The sequence below is a fragment of the Bacillota bacterium genome, from assembly GCA_024653485.1.
Classification (GTDB): Bacteria; Bacillota; SHA-98; order UBA4971; family UBA4971; genus UBA6256.
In genome coordinates this window covers 127,178-142,971 of sequence record JANLFY010000001.1, presented here as the reverse complement: position 1 = coordinate 142,971, position 15,794 = coordinate 127,178, and the positions used below count along the sequence as shown (strand labels likewise).

The following is a 15,794-nucleotide window of genomic DNA, read 5'->3' as shown; positions in this document are numbered from 1 at the left end:
TGCTACTGAGGAGGCGTACGCCATGGCAAGCGCGGTGTGGCTCTTCTTGATAGCGGCAGGAGTGGTAACGGGGCTATTCACGGGAACGAGCGAGGCGGTGACCCGCGCGGCGCTGGACTCCGCGGGTTCGGCCGTCACCCTGTGCCTCGGCCTCATCGGCGCGATGGCCCTGTGGTGCGGCATCATGAAGGTCGCAGAGGAAGCCGGCGTCGCACGTTCGATCGCGCGACTGGTCGCGCCTGCTGCAAGGCTGCTCTTTCCCTCAGTTCCAGCGCGGCACCCCGCCGTTGCCGCGGTCGCCATGAGCATCACCGCAAACCTCCTGGGCATGGGCAACGCGGCTACGCCCCTCGGAATCAAGGCCATGGAGGAGCTGGCCGCGTTGTCGCGCGACAAGGGAGAAGCAAGCGACGCCATGTGCACTTTCGTCGCCATGTGCACAGCCGGCGTGACTCTCGTCCCGACCACGATCATCGCGGTCAGGTCCCAGTTGGGCTCGAGAAGTCCTTCCGAGGTCGTAGCGCCTATCATCCTGGTGAACCTGCTGGCGACACTCGTGGCCGTGATCGCTGACAGGTTCTTCAGGCCCGTTTCGCGGTCGATGTGAACCCGGGGGCGGCGGTGACCCGTCGGATGTCTTTCCTAAGCGGCCGAGGGAGGTGATCCCATGCTCGTCAGGGCGATCTCAACAGCCTCGAGCGTCATGGTTCCCATCGTGATCCTTGCGATATGTCTTGTAGGTCGTCTCAAAGGGGTTAGAGTGTACGAGACGTTCGTAGAAGGGGCAAGGGAAGGCTTCGACACGGCAGTCCGCCTGATCCCGTTTCTTGTAGCCATGTTCGTCGCCATCGGAATGTTCAGGGCGTCGGGCGCCCTCGGCATCGTCACTTCAGCCCTCTGTCCCGTCGCACGCCTAATCGGAATGCCCGAGGAGCTCCTTCCGCTCGCCATCATCCGTCCGCTCTCCGGCAGCGGCGCGCTTGAGATCGCGACTAACCTGCTGAAGACATATGGACCGGACTCGGCCATAGGAAGGATGGCTTCGACGATGCAGGCAAGCTCGGAAACGACGCTATACGTAGTCACCGTGTACTTCGGCGCGGTAGGTGTCAAAAAAACCCGTCATACACTGGCGGCGGGTCTTCTCGCGGATCTCGTGGCTTTCTCTTCCTCTGTCGTGATATGGCGTCTCCTCCTTGGCTCCGTCTCATGATGACACCGGGATGACGCCGAAAGGAAATGAAAGAGTGTGCGCCCCAGTCAGCTGCCGCCCGACGTCTCTGGAGGCCGGCCCTGCAGTAGCCCGCAATAGCCCGCACACGACACCGCTCACGAAACTGACGCGCGCCTCCGTCCGTTCGCCGGCCTGTTCCCTCTGCCGACCGAGGCCCTCGCCTCGATGACCAGCTTCATTATAGCGCGGGCGAGACGCTCTGGATCGTGTCGGGCGTAGTCTGCAACGGACACCAGGTCGCCCTCTACCACAGACACCCCCAGCGCTCTCAGTCCTTCGCCATCCACGGCCACCGGGTACGCGCCCTCCTGCCTGTACCTTTCGGCCAGCTTTGGCGGCACTTCTCCGGTGTTGACCACAACCACGTCTACCATGCCGCTCCCGACGTGCTCAAAGAGCGCCCTGAGATGGTCGGACGCGTCGAACCCGTCTGTCTCGCCCGGCTCCGTCATGACGTTGCAAACGTACACCTTCAGCGCGTTGCTGCGACGGATCGCCTCCCTGATCCCTGGCACTAAGAGGTTCGGCAACACGCTGGTAAACAGGCTTCCCGGCCCGAGCACTATCACCTCCGCACCTGCTATGGCCTCAACTGCGTCGGGAAGCGCCATGGGGTCCTGCGGCCTGAGGAAAACCCGCCTTATTGAAGCGCCGCATGTCGAAAGGGTGGACTCCCCCTCAACCATGAGCCCACCTTCGCACTCCGCCACGAGCACGACATCGTCGAGCGTGGATGGCAAGACCCTCCCTCTCACCGCCAACACCCGACTCGACTCTTTGACCGCCTGCTCGAAATCGCCTGTGATGGCGGACATGGTAGCTATGAAGAGGTTCCCGAACGTGTGACCTCCCAAGCCGGTCGGGTCCCCATCCGGAAACCTGTATTGAAAGAGGCGGGCCATGAGAGGCTCGGAGTCCGCCAGGGCCACCAGACAGTTGCGGATGTCCCCCGGAGGCAGTACCCCCATTTCCTTGCGCAACCTGCCGGAGCTTCCGCCATCATCTGCAACCGTGACTATTGCGGTAACGTTGCTCGTATACGCCTTGATGCCTCGAAGCAGCGTGGAAAGACCGGTTCCCCCGCCTACCACGACGACCCTGGGGCCCCTTCCGAGCTGGCGCTCGCGCTGGACGAGCTCGGCGATGTGATTCTCCGCTCCTGGCAGGAGCGCTGCCACTATAGAACGGATGACCGCTCCTGCGGACAACAACATGACCACCAGGCCGGAGAGCGTGGCCGAGATGCCCACGGCCGTGGCGATGCTCCTGTGGAATGGCCCCGGTTGAGGGCCCACAAGCCACAGGAGCCACTTGCGCAGGATTCCGATAGCTGCGCCGTTGAGAATCGTCACGCTTCCCAACACCACGAGCGCCGCTCCGAGCGCAAACGCCAGGAGCCACCTCTTGACTCTCATCCCCGGATACAACCACCGGAGCGTTCTCATGTCTCCATCACGTCTCTTGTCCCGCCATCGTGCGGGTCTCGATCTCGCTCTCGCTCCGCCACCTTATCCTGCACGTCCCTGTCGCGGTACTCCACAGACACGTTGTACCCACGTTCCTTCAGAAAACCCGCGAGTCGGTCTGCCACGGCTATGGACCGGTGTTTGCCACCGGTGCAGCCAATGCCCACCACAAGCTGCGTCTTGCCTTCTTTGACGTAATGAGGCAGGAGAAATGCCATGAGGTCGAAGAGTTTCTGAAGGAACCTCCGCGTCACCGGCGACTGGAATACGTACTCCCGCACGGGCTCGGTGTCTCCGGTAAGCTTCCGCAGCGACTCCACGTAATGCGGATTTGGCAGGAACCTCACGTCGAAAACCAGGTCAGCGTCCATTGGGATCCCGTGCTTGAAACCGAAGGCCACGACTATCACGTCGAGCCGCTCTCTCCGGGACTCTCCGGTGAACACGTTCATTATGCGCTCCCGCAATTGCCGCGGTGAGAGGGACGTCGTGTCTAGGATGCGGGTGGCCCTCCCGCGAATCTCTCCCAACCTGCGACGCTCATCCTCTATGCCCTCCAATACCCCACCGCCCTCCGACGAAAGGGGGTGGCGTCGCCTGGTCTCCTTGAACCTACGGACGAGCACCTCGTCGGACGCCTCGAGGAAAAGGATCTCATAGGTCACTCCCATGCCTTCGAGGTCATCGAGAGCGCTGCAAAGGCTGTCGAAGAATTCCCTGCTCCTTATGTCAACTACTAGGGCTATCCTATTCGTCTTGCCCTCCGACTGTGCCACGAGCTCCGCGAACTTCGGTATGAGGGTGGGCGGAAGGTTATCCACGCAGAAGAAGCCCATGTCCTCAAAAGCTCGAACCGCCTCGCTCTTACCGGCGCCCGAAAGCCCCGTTATGATTACGAACCGTTCCTCGCCCAAGCCCTCAATCCTCCGGTTTCCCCCCGCATTCGTGTAGGGACGCCGCGCGCACGCTTACGCGCGCACGTTGATGATCCTCTCCGGGTCCACGCCCGCGCGGAGCGCGACCTCCAATGCGTTCCCGAAATCGCCAACCTCTTCAGGGCTGTGAGCGTCGCTGCTTATGCAGAAAGTCGCCCCCTGTTTCGCTGCAGCCCTGATGAACCCCACATCGAGATGGGCGTGTTTCGCGTTGATCTCCAGAGCCGTCCCGGCCCTCGCGCACTCGCGTGCGAGCTCCTCCGTATCAATGGATACATGGAGACCGGGATGAGTTACGATATCCACTCTGTTCTTTCTTATAGCTTCTATCAGCGACTTCGTGTTGTCAACCCGTGCTCGCTCGGCAAGACGACGACTCCACCTTGCGACGTAGTTGCGCGCCGAGATCTTCCACCATTCCACCAGACTACTCCCGCGCACGACGAGGTGGTGTCCAGCAAGCACTATGTCGAGGCGCTCGAGCAGCTCCTCCGGGACGTCGAGGCCCCCCTGGGTGTTGATGACGTTCGCCTCCACGCCCATCAGCACCCTGACCTCGGGGAACTCCTTCCTGCTCCTCTCCACCTGCTCAGCGATGTCATCGAAAGCCGCAAGACTGCTGATACCCAGGCCAAACAGGTTGGCCGGGCCGTGGTCCGTGATGGCTACCGCCTCCAGGCCCTTCCGGGCCGCCGCGCGAACGTTGTCCAGCACCGTGCCCTTGCCGTGGCTGAATCTCGTGTGGGTGTGGTAGTCCGCAAATACCTTCATCAGCGATCATCAGCGATCAGTATACCATGGTCCGCGTGCCGGGGCCGGGGACGAACCCCTCGGGCGACGGCTCCAGCTGCATAGCCGCTTCCTCGTCCACGATCAGCGTGACGTCCGGATGGAGCTGCAACACCGAGCTGGGTACCATCTCCGTAACAGGCCCCTGCACGGTTTGGGCGATGACCTGCGCCTTGGCCTTGCCGCTCGCGAGAAGAAGGATGGACCTGCTGTTCATTATGGTGCGTATGCCGACTGATATGGCTTGCCTCGGAACGGCTTTCTCGTCGCCCCCAAAGAACCTCGCGTTCGCCTCAATCGTGCGCTTTGCAAGGAAGAGCGCCCGAGTGCGTGACCCGAACTCGGTCCTCGGTTCGTTGAACCCAATGTGACCGTTCCTTCCGACTCCGAGGACGGCAAGATCTATCCCTCCCGCGTTTCTTATTGCCCGTTCGTACGCCCGGCATTCCTCGCGAACGTCCGCGGCGAGCCCGTTCGGAATGAAGATGCGGTCCTGTCTGACGTTCACGTGGTTGAAGAACCGGGTATACATGTAGTAGTGAAAGCTTGCGGGATGGTCAGGAGCGAGCCCTAGATACTCATCGAGGTTGAACGTTGTGATCGCCGAGAAGTCCAGCCCTTCCTCTCGGTGCATCCTTACCAATTCGGCGTACAGGCCGAATTGGGTCGCGCCCGTCGCAAGGCCGAGGACACTCGCGGGTTTCCTCCTGACCTGTTCGGCCACGGCCTTCGCAGCCTCTCGGCTCATCGTGTCAAAGTCCTGAGCAATGACCACAACCATATGCTCACACCCCCAGCGTCCTTCTCTACCCACGTATTGCTTCGGATCCTCAGCGCTCCGCATCTCAGACAAAGACTACCCACAACCGCCTGAGAAGCCGCGTTAGTGGGATGTCACACCCTCACGCTAGAGCCTGGTGGACCAGCACACCCCGAACGAAAGTAGCTCCGATCATGCCGGACCGGTCGATGAGGACCATGTCGGCATCCTTGCCATTCTCTATACTGCCCTTGCGATCATAAACCCCTGCAACCCTCGCGGGGACTTGTGACGCCATGGCCACGGCCTGAGCAAGCGTTATGCCCAGGTCGTCCATCGCGCGGCGGACTGCCCTGTCAAGGGTCAAGGCGCTTCCGGCCAGGTTTCCGTCGGGAAGTCTCACGGCGCCGTCTGCAAAGCTGACCCGCTGCCCGCCGAGCTCGTACTCACCTTCCTGCATGCATGCCGCCATCGTGGCGTCCGTGACCAGAGCAAGCTTGTCCACACCTTTGCACTTGTGAAGGACGGCCACCGCCGCAGGATGCAGGTGAAAGCCGTCCAAGATAGCTTCGGCGGTGAGTTCGTCGCACGCGAGCATCGCTCCTACCATCCCCGGTCTGCGGTGATGGAGCCCGCTCATGGCGTTGAAAGCGTGAGTGATGTGGGTCGCGCCGGACCTCATCGCACACACGACTTCCTCGAACGACGCCATGGAATGACCGAGGGAAACCCTTACACCCCGTGCGACAGCCTCTTCGATGAACTCACACGCGCCTTCGAGCTCGGGCGCGACAGTAGTGATCCGCACGAGCCCGCCCGACTCCCCTATGAGCCTGTCGAGCTCCGCGACGCTAGGCGGCCGGATCGCTTCCAGCGCTTGCGCGCCTCTGCTTTCAGGGTTGATCCACGGCCCTTCCAAGTGAACTCCCAGGACTTCGGCACCCCCGGTGCCGCGCCTAGCGGCGTCCGCCACAGCCCGGACCGCGTCAAGCAGATCCTCGTGGCGCGCGGCCATGGTCGTCGGTAACAAGGAAGTCGTGCCGTGGACTGCGTGGGCGCGGCACATCGCGGCCACGGCCTCGTACGTTCCCTCAAGCACGTCATGGCCTCCGCCCCCGTGTACGTGGATGTCCACGAACCCGGGCACGAGCGTGAGACCGCGCGCGTCAAACACTTCGTGTCCAGACGTCGGATACTCCCGGAACTCCCCGTGCGACCCGACTTTCGCGATCTTACCGCCGCATGTCACAACGAAACCCGACACCATTATACCTCGCGGCGTCAGGATGTCAGCGTTCTTGATGATCACCGGTCTTCTCTCCTCCGATCGCGCACCCATCCGGCCGCCCGACCAGGCATCCTTACGCCCGGCGCTCACGATGAGCGCACGAGCGAGTCTTCGATGTTCTCGACGATCTTTCCTGTTATACGGAAGCCGGCCTCCTGGATCCCCAGGAGATACGCCCCCACCACAGGCGGGAACCTCGCCCCCACGACCTCGCACACGGGAGCCGTCTTCTCGAGCTCCCTGGCCAGGGCCTTCCTTACGACGTCCCCCGCTGCGAAGACGCCTCCCGAGGTTACACACAGCACGGCGTCGTCTTGCATTCCAAGGGCCTTCACAACGCTCGCAGCTGCGAGACCGAGCTCCTCTCCCGCCCGGCGAAGTATTCGACGGGCCACACGATCGCCCTTGCGGGCAGTCTCAGCCACTACGACTGCCAGACCAGCTATGTCCGTTCGCCCCAGGCCCTTGCGGTACGCAAGCTCCACCAGGTCCTCCGGAGAGGCCACTTTAAGATGCTGCAGCACTGCCTCGAAGAGCGCCGTGGGGTCTCCCCGCCCATCGCTCGCCCTGACCACCGACGCGAGGGCCTGCCGCCCGATATCATACGCGCTGCCCTCATCCCCCAGGAGGTAGCCCCACCCCCCGGAACGAGCCCTTTCTCCACGCGAGTTCATGCCGAACGCGATCGAGCCCGTGCCGGCGATCACTACGACCCCCGGCTGGCCCAGCGTACCTCCGGCAAGCGCTATGACGGCGTCATTGTCAACCACTGTCCTGCCCGCAAGGCCGGCCCCATCAAGAACGCCGGCGACCTCCTGGAGATCACCTGGCCTCCCCACGCCCGCGATGCCGAGGAACGCAATGTCGAACGCCTCGTCTCCGGCAGGCAGCAGATTTCGTGCTCTTCCGATCGCCGCCAGGACCTCTTGTTTCACACCCGCCGGACCCGAAACCTGGAAGTTCGCGGGACCGGCCCATGCTCGTGCCAGCACCTCACCATGGACTGTTCCGACAAGGCAGTCTGTCTTGGTTCCACCAGCGTCTATCCCAATGATCAGCCCCATGTCGCCCCTCCCAGCTCCTGGCGGCGGCTCTTGAGACTTGATGCACTGCCCGCGCGACTTATCTCGAGTCTCGGGCGTCAAAGGGTCGTCTCCCACGTCTTCCAGAGAGTTTCTCGAATTCCAGAGTCTGTCCCGACGCCCGCCAGTTCTAGAGCCAGGAGCACCGCGCCCAACACGGGCGGAACTTTGAGCATGATGAACTCGGTAGCCGGGAAGTCCGCGAGGACACGTGCCTTGAGCGTGGCGGTCATCGCAGGGTCTTCGTTTGCGAAGACCCCACCCGACAGCACGACCTTGACACACGCATCCGGCGGGAACAGCTTGCGGAGCGCGGCGAGTATCGCGATTGCGAGCTCTCGCCCCACCTCCCGCAGAATGTCGCAGGCCACCTCGTCGCCACATCGTGCGGCTTCGAACACGAGAGGGGCGAGGGACGCCACCTGCGCCCGGTCGCCGGATCCAGATCCAGGGTAGAACTGCTCCACGAGATCGTCAAGGCTCCGTAGGTGGAGCTTCTCGCAAAGCATGTCATGAAGGATGGTGGGCTTGCCGCGGCCATCCCGCCCGCGCGTCGCCATTCTCACCGCAAGCACGCCAATGTGGCCCGCGCCCGCGCCGTCCCCGAACATGTATCCGAGTCCCCCGATCTGCACGCGCCTGCCTTCTCGATTGAACCCGATCACGTTCGTGCCGGTGCCGCACACCGCCACCACGCCCACACCGTCGACAGTAGCAGCCCGGAGCGCTATCGTCGCGTCATTCTCCAAACCCATCCGAGGCGCCGGGTTCACGCTGGCCAAGAACCGCTCTATTGTCGCGAAGTCCGCGGGACGGTCGGCTCCCGCCATCCCGAAGAAGGCCGCCTCCACGCAACAGGCCGCGACGCCGGCTGACTCGAGCGCAAGATCGATGGCCTTCTTCACGTTAGCCCTGGCGAGATCCACGCCCACCGCCTGGAAGTTGGCAGGGCCGGCCTTCCCTGCTCCGACTGCGTGTCCCTCCATGTCGCTCACGAGCGCGAGGGTTTTCGTGCCTCCCGCGTCCACGCCCACTACGTAGCTCATTGCCTCCCCCCTCTCCCGGGCCTCCCAGGCTCATCCTCCTCACTGGCACGTCCCGTCTTTCCTTGCTAACGGCCACTGGAGCTCGCACCAGCGCCCTTAAAAGCGCCCCCCGCGACGTGGCGGGCAAGGGCCGGCGCAAGCGCCTTGTCCCTGAACGGACCGCGGGCAAGGCTCTGCCAGTACCCCGGATTGTCGGAGATAGCGTCATACGAGAAGAGCACCACCCCCGCGGCCTTGAGGAGCCTCGCGATGCGGATCTTCTCGACACAGCCTTCCGGGTCTTCCAGCATGTTGTAGGCACCCACTCCAGCCAGAACACGTCCTCTTGCCCTGCCGCGGGCGGCCGCCTCCACCGCGTCGCGCACGTGCCTCGTGAATACGTCCCCATTGGACGTATATACCATCGGAACCAGAAAGTCAACGATCCCTCGTGAAAGCCAGGTATCCCAGTCCTGAAGCCTCCTAGATGCTGCATCCGCGGCATCGGGGAACACGGCGCAAGACACTGCGACACCAGGTTTCACGCGCTTGACTTCCTCATAGACACGCCGGACGACCTCGGTGACCTGATCTCGACGGAACTCATCCCATTTCGCCATGAGCTCGCCGCGCTGCGTCTCCCGTTCCTTCCCCGCCCCGTCCTCGACCGCCTCCTGGCCTCTCGTAAGGTCGAGGGGGTCGAATCCCGTAAGGTCCCTAAACGCACTCCTCGCAACGTCTCCGTATCCAAACCTCGTCGACGGATACCTGATGTAATCGAAATGGACCCCGTCCACATCGTAGTTTCGAACGACCTCCATGAAAACGTCGTGAACGTACTCCTTCACGCCCTCGATGGCAGGGTCGAGCATGGGAGATACGAGCTCGCCCTCGGCCATGTCCTTGGTGTAGTCAAGCGTCGAGACGCCCGCTTCGTCCACGAGCGCCCACTCGGGGTGCCTGGAAAGCACGTGCCCCGGAGGATACGTCCTCCTGCCGATCTCACCGACGGTGAACGCATTGATCCACGCGTGCACCTGGAGACCGGCCTCGTGAGCCCGCTGGATGCAAAACTCCAGGGGATCGAATCCCTCGTGCACACGCGGCGCCCTCGGCACCAGGCTGCTCGTGTAATATGCCTCTCCTCTGCCGTTCACCTGCACGAAGAGGGCATTGAAGTTGTGCTTGGAAGCAAGGTCCACCATCTTCTCCACAGACCCTCGAGTGGCCATGCTCGTGCGGACCACCCACAGGCCCCTCACTTCTTGATCCTTCATCCATGCCACGTTCGACTGAGACCTCATGAAAAGGCACACCACCCCTCCCACGACGAAAACGGCTGCAGCCGAGCAGGCGCGGCGATGCTCCGGGCTCGCGCCCGCGCATCTCGCGGCCAGCCTCGTTGTGCCCTCCATGAAAGCAAGGAAGGCGCGCAACCACGCCTCGAACGCGAGGACGAGCCGCCGCCTTCGGGTCACAACTCCCTTTTCCACGTCTCGCCTGCCTCCCCGAACCCACGTGCATCTTCCGTCCATCGATACGCCGGGGCCGTTCATCAGCATCGCGCGGGTCAAACCTCGGGCCTTTCCTGCTCCGTCCGGATCTTCCCGCGTGACCGGAGGAAGTCCATGATCCTCCGCGTGCTGGTGTTGAGCACGAGGTCCTCAGTGAGGCCAGCGCTCTCCGCAAGCTCAACCGCGGCGTCGAACACTCCGACCCGCGAGGCATGATGTGCGTCGCTCCCGATGACCACGGTCACCCCTAGCGCCCCCGCGAGCTCGGCGAACCGATGACAGTTCTCCCGGCTGTCCAGCCTCACTATAGTGAGAGACGAGTTGTTGATCTCCAAGAGCTTGCCGAGACGCTTGGCAGCCTTCACGACCTCCTCGACGTCCACCTGGAAGGCGGGATTCCCGGGATGGGCAATGGCATCCACATGGGGGTTCTCCATGGCGGCAATCATGGCCCGGGTATTCTCCTCTACAGTACCCCCATCATAGCCCGTACCCACGTGAAACCCGGCCAGCACGAATTCCAACTTCTGTAGGGTTCGATCCGGGAGGTCCAACTCGCCGCTGGGGCTTATTATGTTCGCTTCGACACCCTTGAGGACCTCCACTCCTTCGATCGTCGCGGGGATGACTCTCAGGTTGCCGAAGTAGTATCGATGCGGCCCGCCGGGGATGCTCGGCCCGTGGTCGGTGACGGCGATCATCTCCAGGCCGGCTTCGCGGGCCGCTCGGGCCATTTCGTCGATGGTGTTGTAAGCGTGTCCGCTTGCGATGGAGTGAGTGTGGAGGTCAGCAACGAGCCGCATTTCCGGGTCCTCCCAGGTCATTCCCGTCCTCAATATCGTAGCGCACACCAGCGTGCGCTGCAATGAGCAATTCAACGCTGGGAGGCTGATCCCTGCTTTGCGGAGAAAGCCGACAAGTCGATATCCGGGAACACCGAGTCTATGGCCTCGATCTCCTCGAGGTACCGGACGGTCTCAAGCGCTTGGCTCCGCCGCTCGAGGGCCTCGAGGAGCCGGACGAACCTGCACTTGTGCTCGAGGAACCGCCGTGAGGCGTAGTCGGCAGCTTGCTCTGTCGTCACCAGGAACGGCCAGTCGCTGCTCTGAAGGAGCAGCGCCTCGCGCGCCGCCTGGCGGACCAGCCGTCCCGTAAGGTCTGGGGCTTCCGGGACTCGTAGCTCGCCGAGGTCCGGGCGACCCACCGCGTCCCCGATCGTGGCCGAGATCCTTTCCATCTCCTCCTCCGCAGAGTGGATCTCTTCCCACATCCAGCCTGTGGCCTCGTTGTCCCAGATGTAGTGCCCGCCTCCCATCCCCCAGGAGCTTTCCACCAGGTCGATCTCGCCTGCGGGCCTGTGGTTCTCCAAGTACCCGGCAGCTGTCGCAAGCTCCACGCTCTCGCTGCGTGCGAGACCTTCGAGAACCCATCTCAGCCAATCCAGCCCCTCCATCCACCAGTGGCCGAAGAGCTCGACGTCAAAGGGGGCGACGATGACGCCGCGCTTCCCCGTCTCCCTGTGGAACCCTTCGAGGAGCCTCTCCACGAGGGCGACGAAGTGTTCCGCGTGGTCTTTCGCCCGACCCAGAGCGGCTTGTGGCTCGTAGATTTCCTTGGAGCCCAGATCCACCAACCTACTCGTGACCTTCCAGTAACGAAACCCGGAAATGGAGTCCCGCTTGTGAAACTCCCTGTAGTTTCCATCACCAGGGTAACCCCATTCGGATGACCACACCTGGAGGGCGGTTCTCTCGTTCCGCCCGAGGACGAGGAGGCCGCTGCCGGATACTGAGTACGGCAGGTACGTGGTGAACCCTGGTCTGGCTGGAATGTACCTGGGCTTGGGTTGTTGTCGAGCATACCTCGCTCCGTACATGCCGGCGGACGCCCCGCCTTGGATGGCGTGGGAATCCACGAAGAAGTGCTTTATCCCCAAAGTCGACAGCACTCCGTCGACGCCCGCGCCCCCGAAGGCGGCTCCGGGTCGAGCGACGGATGAGTCGCGGGGACGGTACCCGCACTCGGGCAGCCACATGCCCAGAGGCCTTCTCCCGAAGCAACGCTCGTAAGTGTCACAGCCCACCTTCACCTGGGCGTATATCGACGATTCCCTGGCCAAGAGAGGCAGGTAAGCATGGGTCGCGGCGCCCGCGATGAGCTCGATGTGACCGCCGTCCTGAAGGGAACGGAAAGCGGAGATGAGGTCACGCCCGTACCTCTCATGGAAGCTGGTCCGCACGCGCTCATATCTGTCGCGATAGAACTCCGCGAGATTGCGGAGCCGTCCCTCGCTTTCCGCTTCGAACCGTGAGATGTCTCCTTCCGCCGCGGCAATCTTCGTCTCCACGTACTCATCGAAGCGAAAGAGCATGTACGGGTCTTTGAGCTGATCGAGCAACACCGGTGTAAGACCGACGGTCAGTTTGGCGGGGATGCCGCTTTCCACGAGATCCGATATGATGTCAAGAAGCGGAATGTACGTCTCCGCCATCGCTTCGAAGACCCACTCCTCGCCGAACGGCCAGACGCCTGCCTTCCTGCAGTACGGCAAGTGGCTGTGGAGAACGAACACGAACGTGCCCGTCGACACGATGGCCCCTCCTCTCTTGCGCTTCACATAGTTTGGCCTTGCGAGCAGCACGATATTCTCGAGCGCGGAGAAGCCTGGAAACCTGGTAAGGCTTGGCCAGGTGCAGCGCAATACATGGTGATGTGGCGTCAACACGAAGAGAGGCGGCGACGCATCGCGGCGTAGTGCGAGCGGCGGAAAGAGGCAGGTCTGCACTCGTTGCCGTTTCTGGCAAATCCACACAGCGGCTCTCGAATAAACAGCTAGGACGCAAGGGATATTATTACAGAGATACGGTGGAGCGTATCTTGACGCTCATTGCTTGACAAGGCCGTGCGACGCAATGAATTCCGGGAGGTAGCCGGGGTGGCGGCGATAGTTGACGAAACTAGATCATCGGCATCATCGGACGGGAACGTGAGCCAATCTGTCCTTTACGAGGAGAAGGGCGGGAAGTCTGCTGTTCTCGGCGGCGTCGAGGAGGTGCGCCTCCCGGAGAGCGTGTCAGAGCTTCGCATTGTGGAGACGCAAGAGCTCAAAGTCGCCGAGGATATCGCCCACGCCGCCACGCACCCCATGTACACGGCCCAAACGCAGACAGAGCCGGAGCTCCCACAAGGATACGGCTCTACGAGGCTCGTCCTGATGGTGCGCGACCCGTTCTGGCTCCACGCTTACTGGGAAATCGCCCATGACGTGTCGGAGACCGTCACGGCGGCCTTGGGACCGGATGGGTGGCTTGTCGCCAGAAAGACCCTTCGCGTGCACGACGTGACAGACGTGGAGTTCGACGGAACCAACGCCCACCGCACGTTCGACATCGACGTCAGCTGCGGCGCCAACAACTGGTACATCAACGTGGATCGACCGAACAGATCCTACTGTGCCGAGCTAGGCCTCATCGGTCCCGGTGGTCGGTTCGTGCTCCTTTCCAGATCCAACGTCGTTCGCACACCTCGCGCGGGCCCGTCTGAGATCATAGACGAAGAGTGGATGACCATCTCAGCGGTGGAACGGTACTACCCGCACCCAGGGCGGCTGCCTTCGTCTCCCGAAATGATCACCGCGCGCCTGGAACACATGGCGCTCGAGATGGGGTCGGGTTTCGTCGCGGGCATATCCAGCCCGGGAGTAGGAGTGTCGGCCCCGGAAAGAAAGGCTTTCTGGCTGAACGCCTCCGTCGAGGTGATCGTGCACGGCGCCACTGAACCCGGGTCCACCGTTACGATCCAAGGCGTTCCCGTGAGACTCCGTCCCGATGGCACGTTCTCCGCCAGGTTCCAGCTGCCCGACGGACAGCAAGTCGTTCCCATCGAAGCTGTGTCCAAAGATGGAAGCATGAAGCGGAGCATTACCACGAGACTTGCTCGCGACACCTGGTAGAACCGCTCGGCTAGACAACCCACGGTCTGAGCTGACAGCTCGCACCACGCACAGCACGCATCAGGCGCGCAGCAGACAGGGGGATGAGACCGGGATATGGCTCATGAAAAGGGTTACCTCGCGCTTGTCCTTCACGCGCATCTTCCGTACGTCAGGCATCCGGAACACCCTGACTTCCTCGAGGAGACATGGCTCTTCGAAGCCATCACCGAGACGTACATCCCGCTCATCAAAGTGTTCCAGGGATTGGTTCGCGATGGCATCAGATTCCGGATCACCATGTCCATCACGCCGCCTCTCGCCTCGATGCTCCTGGATCCGCTCCTACAGGAACGGTACCTCCGCCACGTCGGGAAACTGATAGAGCTTGCGGAGAAGGAAGTCGAGCGTACGAGGTGGCTCCCCGAGTTCAACGAGAACGCAAGGATGTACCGGGACAGGTTCCACGAGGCTCGCCACGTTTTCGAGGACGTGTATGGCCGGAACATCCTCACGGCGTTCAAGGAGCTCGAGGCCATGGGGCGGCTGGAGATAGTCACTTCCGGGGCCACCCACGGGTACCTGCCGCTCATGGAGGTCTGCCGGGAAGCCGTGCGAGGCCAGATCAACGTCGCCATTGACTTCCACGAGCGGACCTTCGGTCGGAGGCCGGTGGGCTTCTGGCTTCCCGAGTGCGGGTACAACCCTGGGGACGACAGGTTCCTGAAAGAACACGGCATCAGGTACTTCGTCACCGATGCCCACGGCGTCCTCTTCGCCTCGCCAAGGCCCAGGTACGGCGTGTTCGCCCCCGTGTATTGCGAGTCCGGCGTGGCTGCGTTCGGTCGGGACATGGAATCGTCCAAGCAAGTGTGGAGCGCGCGCGAAGGCTACCCTGGCGACTATGATTACCGCGAATTCTACAGGGACATCGGGTACGATCTCGATTACGAGTATATCCGCCCGTACGTGCACCCTAGCGGCGCGAGGATCAACACCGGGATAAAATACTATAGGATCACCGGAAAGACCCACGACAAGGAGCCGTACAACCGCCAACGGGCTCTGGAGAAAGCTGCGATTCACGCAGGCAACTTCATGTTCAACAGGGAGAAGCAGATAGAGTACCTCGCCTCGGTCATGGACCGCAATCCGATAGTCGTGGCACCGTACGACGCCGAACTCTTCGGCCACTGGTGGTTCGAGGGTCCCGAATGGCTCGATTTTCTCATAAGAAAGATTGCGTACGACCAGAACACCATCGCGCTCATAACCCCTGGGGACTACCTCGACATCTACAAGCGCAACCAGGTGTCAACCCCGTCCCTCTCGAGCTGGGGATACAAGGGCTACAACGAGGTGTGGCTGGAAGGGTCCAACGATTGGATATACCGGCACTTGCACAAAGCGGCCGAAAGAATGGTTGAGCTGGCCCGCACATTTCCCGACGCAGACGGGCTCGTTCGTCGCGCCCTGAATCAGGCAGCGCGGGAGCTCCTTCTGGCGCAAAGCAGCGACTGGGCGTTCATCATGAAGACAGGCACGATGGTGTCTTACGCTCAGCGGAGGACGAAAGAGCACGTATGGCGGTTCACCAAGCTCTACCATGACATCCACGGCGGGACCATCGACGAACCCTGGCTCGCCGAGATCGAGTGCCGGGATAACATCTTCCCTCACATCGATTACCGGGTGTATGCGGGCGGCGCACGGGCGGCTACGCCAATCGCGGCCGCCTCAGGATGAACTGGGGCTTCGGTGCGAGCGGCC

The 15,794-nt window shown here is 62.3% G+C and carries 14 protein-coding genes; 4 read left to right on the top strand and 10 right to left on the bottom strand.

Annotated elements, in window-relative coordinates; translation table 11 throughout:
• The first annotated feature begins 22 nt into the window (after window positions 1-22).
• Together NUW12_00555 and NUW12_00550 are read left to right on the top strand one after the other, a co-directional pair.
• On the top strand, window positions 23-607 hold the full coding sequence (locus NUW12_00555) for a spore maturation protein (protein MCR4401266.1): 585 nt from the start codon (window positions 23-25) through the stop codon (window positions 605-607).
• Between the two features lie 60 nt (window positions 608-667).
• The gene (locus NUW12_00550) at window positions 668-1,213 is read left to right on the top strand and encodes a spore maturation protein (GenBank protein ID MCR4401265.1); all 546 of its coding nucleotides are present in this window, start codon (window positions 668-670) and stop codon (window positions 1,211-1,213) included.
• 116 nt (window positions 1,214-1,329) lie between these two features.
• Here NUW12_00550 and NUW12_00545 read toward each other — a convergent pair whose 3' ends face one another.
• The 10 genes from NUW12_00545 to NUW12_00500 form a co-directional block, all read right to left on the bottom strand.
• Window positions 1,330-2,679 carry a YvcK family protein gene (locus tag NUW12_00545; GenBank protein ID MCR4401264.1) on the bottom strand — a complete coding sequence of 450 codons (1,350 nt, stop codon included), beginning with the start codon at window positions 2,677-2,679 and terminating at the stop codon, window positions 1,330-1,332.
• Window positions 2,676-3,614, bottom strand: coding sequence for an RNase adapter RapZ (gene rapZ, locus NUW12_00540; GenBank protein ID MCR4401263.1), 939 nt, complete (start codon window positions 3,612-3,614; stop codon window positions 2,676-2,678). The genes NUW12_00545 and rapZ overlap by 4 nt, the downstream gene beginning before the upstream one ends.
• A gap of 54 nt (window positions 3,615-3,668) precedes the next feature.
• The gene (locus NUW12_00535; protein ID MCR4401262.1) at window positions 3,669-4,406 is read right to left on the bottom strand and encodes a PHP domain-containing protein; all 738 of its coding nucleotides are present in this window, start codon (window positions 4,404-4,406) and stop codon (window positions 3,669-3,671) included.
• A 16-nt stretch (window positions 4,407-4,422) separates the two neighbouring features.
• Entirely contained in the window at window positions 4,423-5,205 is a 783-nt protein-coding gene (gene nagB / locus NUW12_00530) for a glucosamine-6-phosphate deaminase (GenBank protein MCR4401261.1), read from the bottom strand.
• Window positions 5,206-5,326: 121 nt separating this feature from the next.
• Window positions 5,327-6,493, bottom strand: a complete 1,167-nt coding sequence (gene nagA, locus NUW12_00525) for an N-acetylglucosamine-6-phosphate deacetylase (GenBank protein ID MCR4401260.1) — start codon at window positions 6,491-6,493, stop codon at window positions 5,327-5,329.
• 65 nt (window positions 6,494-6,558) lie between these two features.
• Complete coding sequence (locus tag NUW12_00520) at window positions 6,559-7,536, bottom strand: ATPase (protein MCR4401259.1); 978 nt, start codon at window positions 7,534-7,536, stop codon at window positions 6,559-6,561.
• A 77-nt stretch (window positions 7,537-7,613) separates the two neighbouring features.
• Window positions 7,614-8,600, bottom strand: coding sequence for a hypothetical protein (locus NUW12_00515; protein ID MCR4401258.1), 987 nt, complete (start codon window positions 8,598-8,600; stop codon window positions 7,614-7,616).
• Between the two features lie 65 nt (window positions 8,601-8,665).
• Entirely contained in the window at window positions 8,666-10,072 is a 1,407-nt protein-coding gene (locus NUW12_00510) for a family 10 glycosylhydrolase (protein MCR4401257.1), read from the bottom strand.
• Between the two features lie 77 nt (window positions 10,073-10,149).
• Window positions 10,150-10,896 (bottom strand): phosphatase, encoded by a 747-nt coding sequence (locus NUW12_00505; protein ID MCR4401256.1) that lies wholly within the window; start codon window positions 10,894-10,896, stop codon window positions 10,150-10,152.
• 71 nt (window positions 10,897-10,967) lie between these two features.
• On the bottom strand, window positions 10,968-12,683 hold the full coding sequence (locus NUW12_00500) for a DUF1957 domain-containing protein (GenBank protein ID MCR4401255.1): 1,716 nt from the start codon (window positions 12,681-12,683) through the stop codon (window positions 10,968-10,970).
• Between the two features lie 345 nt (window positions 12,684-13,028).
• Between NUW12_00500 and NUW12_00495 the strand changes: the two genes are divergently transcribed.
• On the top strand, window positions 13,029-14,045 hold the full coding sequence (locus tag NUW12_00495) for a DUF4912 domain-containing protein (GenBank protein MCR4401254.1): 1,017 nt from the start codon (window positions 13,029-13,031) through the stop codon (window positions 14,043-14,045).
• Between the two features lie 96 nt (window positions 14,046-14,141).
• On the top strand, window positions 14,142-15,770 hold the full coding sequence (locus NUW12_00490) for a DUF1957 domain-containing protein (protein ID MCR4401253.1): 1,629 nt from the start codon (window positions 14,142-14,144) through the stop codon (window positions 15,768-15,770).
• Window positions 15,771-15,794 lie beyond the last annotated feature (24 nt).

Bases quoted from the DNA above. Each gene is read 5' to 3' on its own strand.
- NUW12_00555 (MCR4401266.1), top strand. From the start codon at position 23: ATGGCAAGCGCGGTGTGGCTCTTCTTGATAGCGGCAGGAGTGGTAACG.
- NUW12_00550 (MCR4401265.1), top strand. From the start codon at position 668: ATGCTCGTCAGGGCGATCTCAACAGCCTCGAGCGTCATGGTTCCCATC.
- NUW12_00545 (MCR4401264.1), bottom strand. From the start codon at position 2,679: ATGAGAACGCTCCGGTGGTTGTATCCGGGGATGAGAGTCAAGAGGTGG.
- NUW12_00535 (MCR4401262.1), bottom strand. From the start codon at position 4,406: ATGAAGGTATTTGCGGACTACCACACCCACACGAGATTCAGCCACGGC.
- nagB (MCR4401261.1), bottom strand. From the start codon at position 5,205: ATGGTTGTGGTCATTGCTCAGGACTTTGACACGATGAGCCGAGAGGCT.
- NUW12_00520 (MCR4401259.1), bottom strand. From the start codon at position 7,536: ATGGGGCTGATCATTGGGATAGACGCTGGTGGAACCAAGACAGACTGC.
- NUW12_00515 (MCR4401258.1), bottom strand. From the start codon at position 8,600: ATGAGCTACGTAGTGGGCGTGGACGCGGGAGGCACGAAAACCCTCGCG.
- NUW12_00505 (MCR4401256.1), bottom strand. From the start codon at position 10,896: ATGCGGCTCGTTGCTGACCTCCACACTCACTCCATCGCAAGCGGACAC.
- NUW12_00490 (MCR4401253.1), top strand. From the start codon at position 14,142: ATGGCTCATGAAAAGGGTTACCTCGCGCTTGTCCTTCACGCGCATCTT.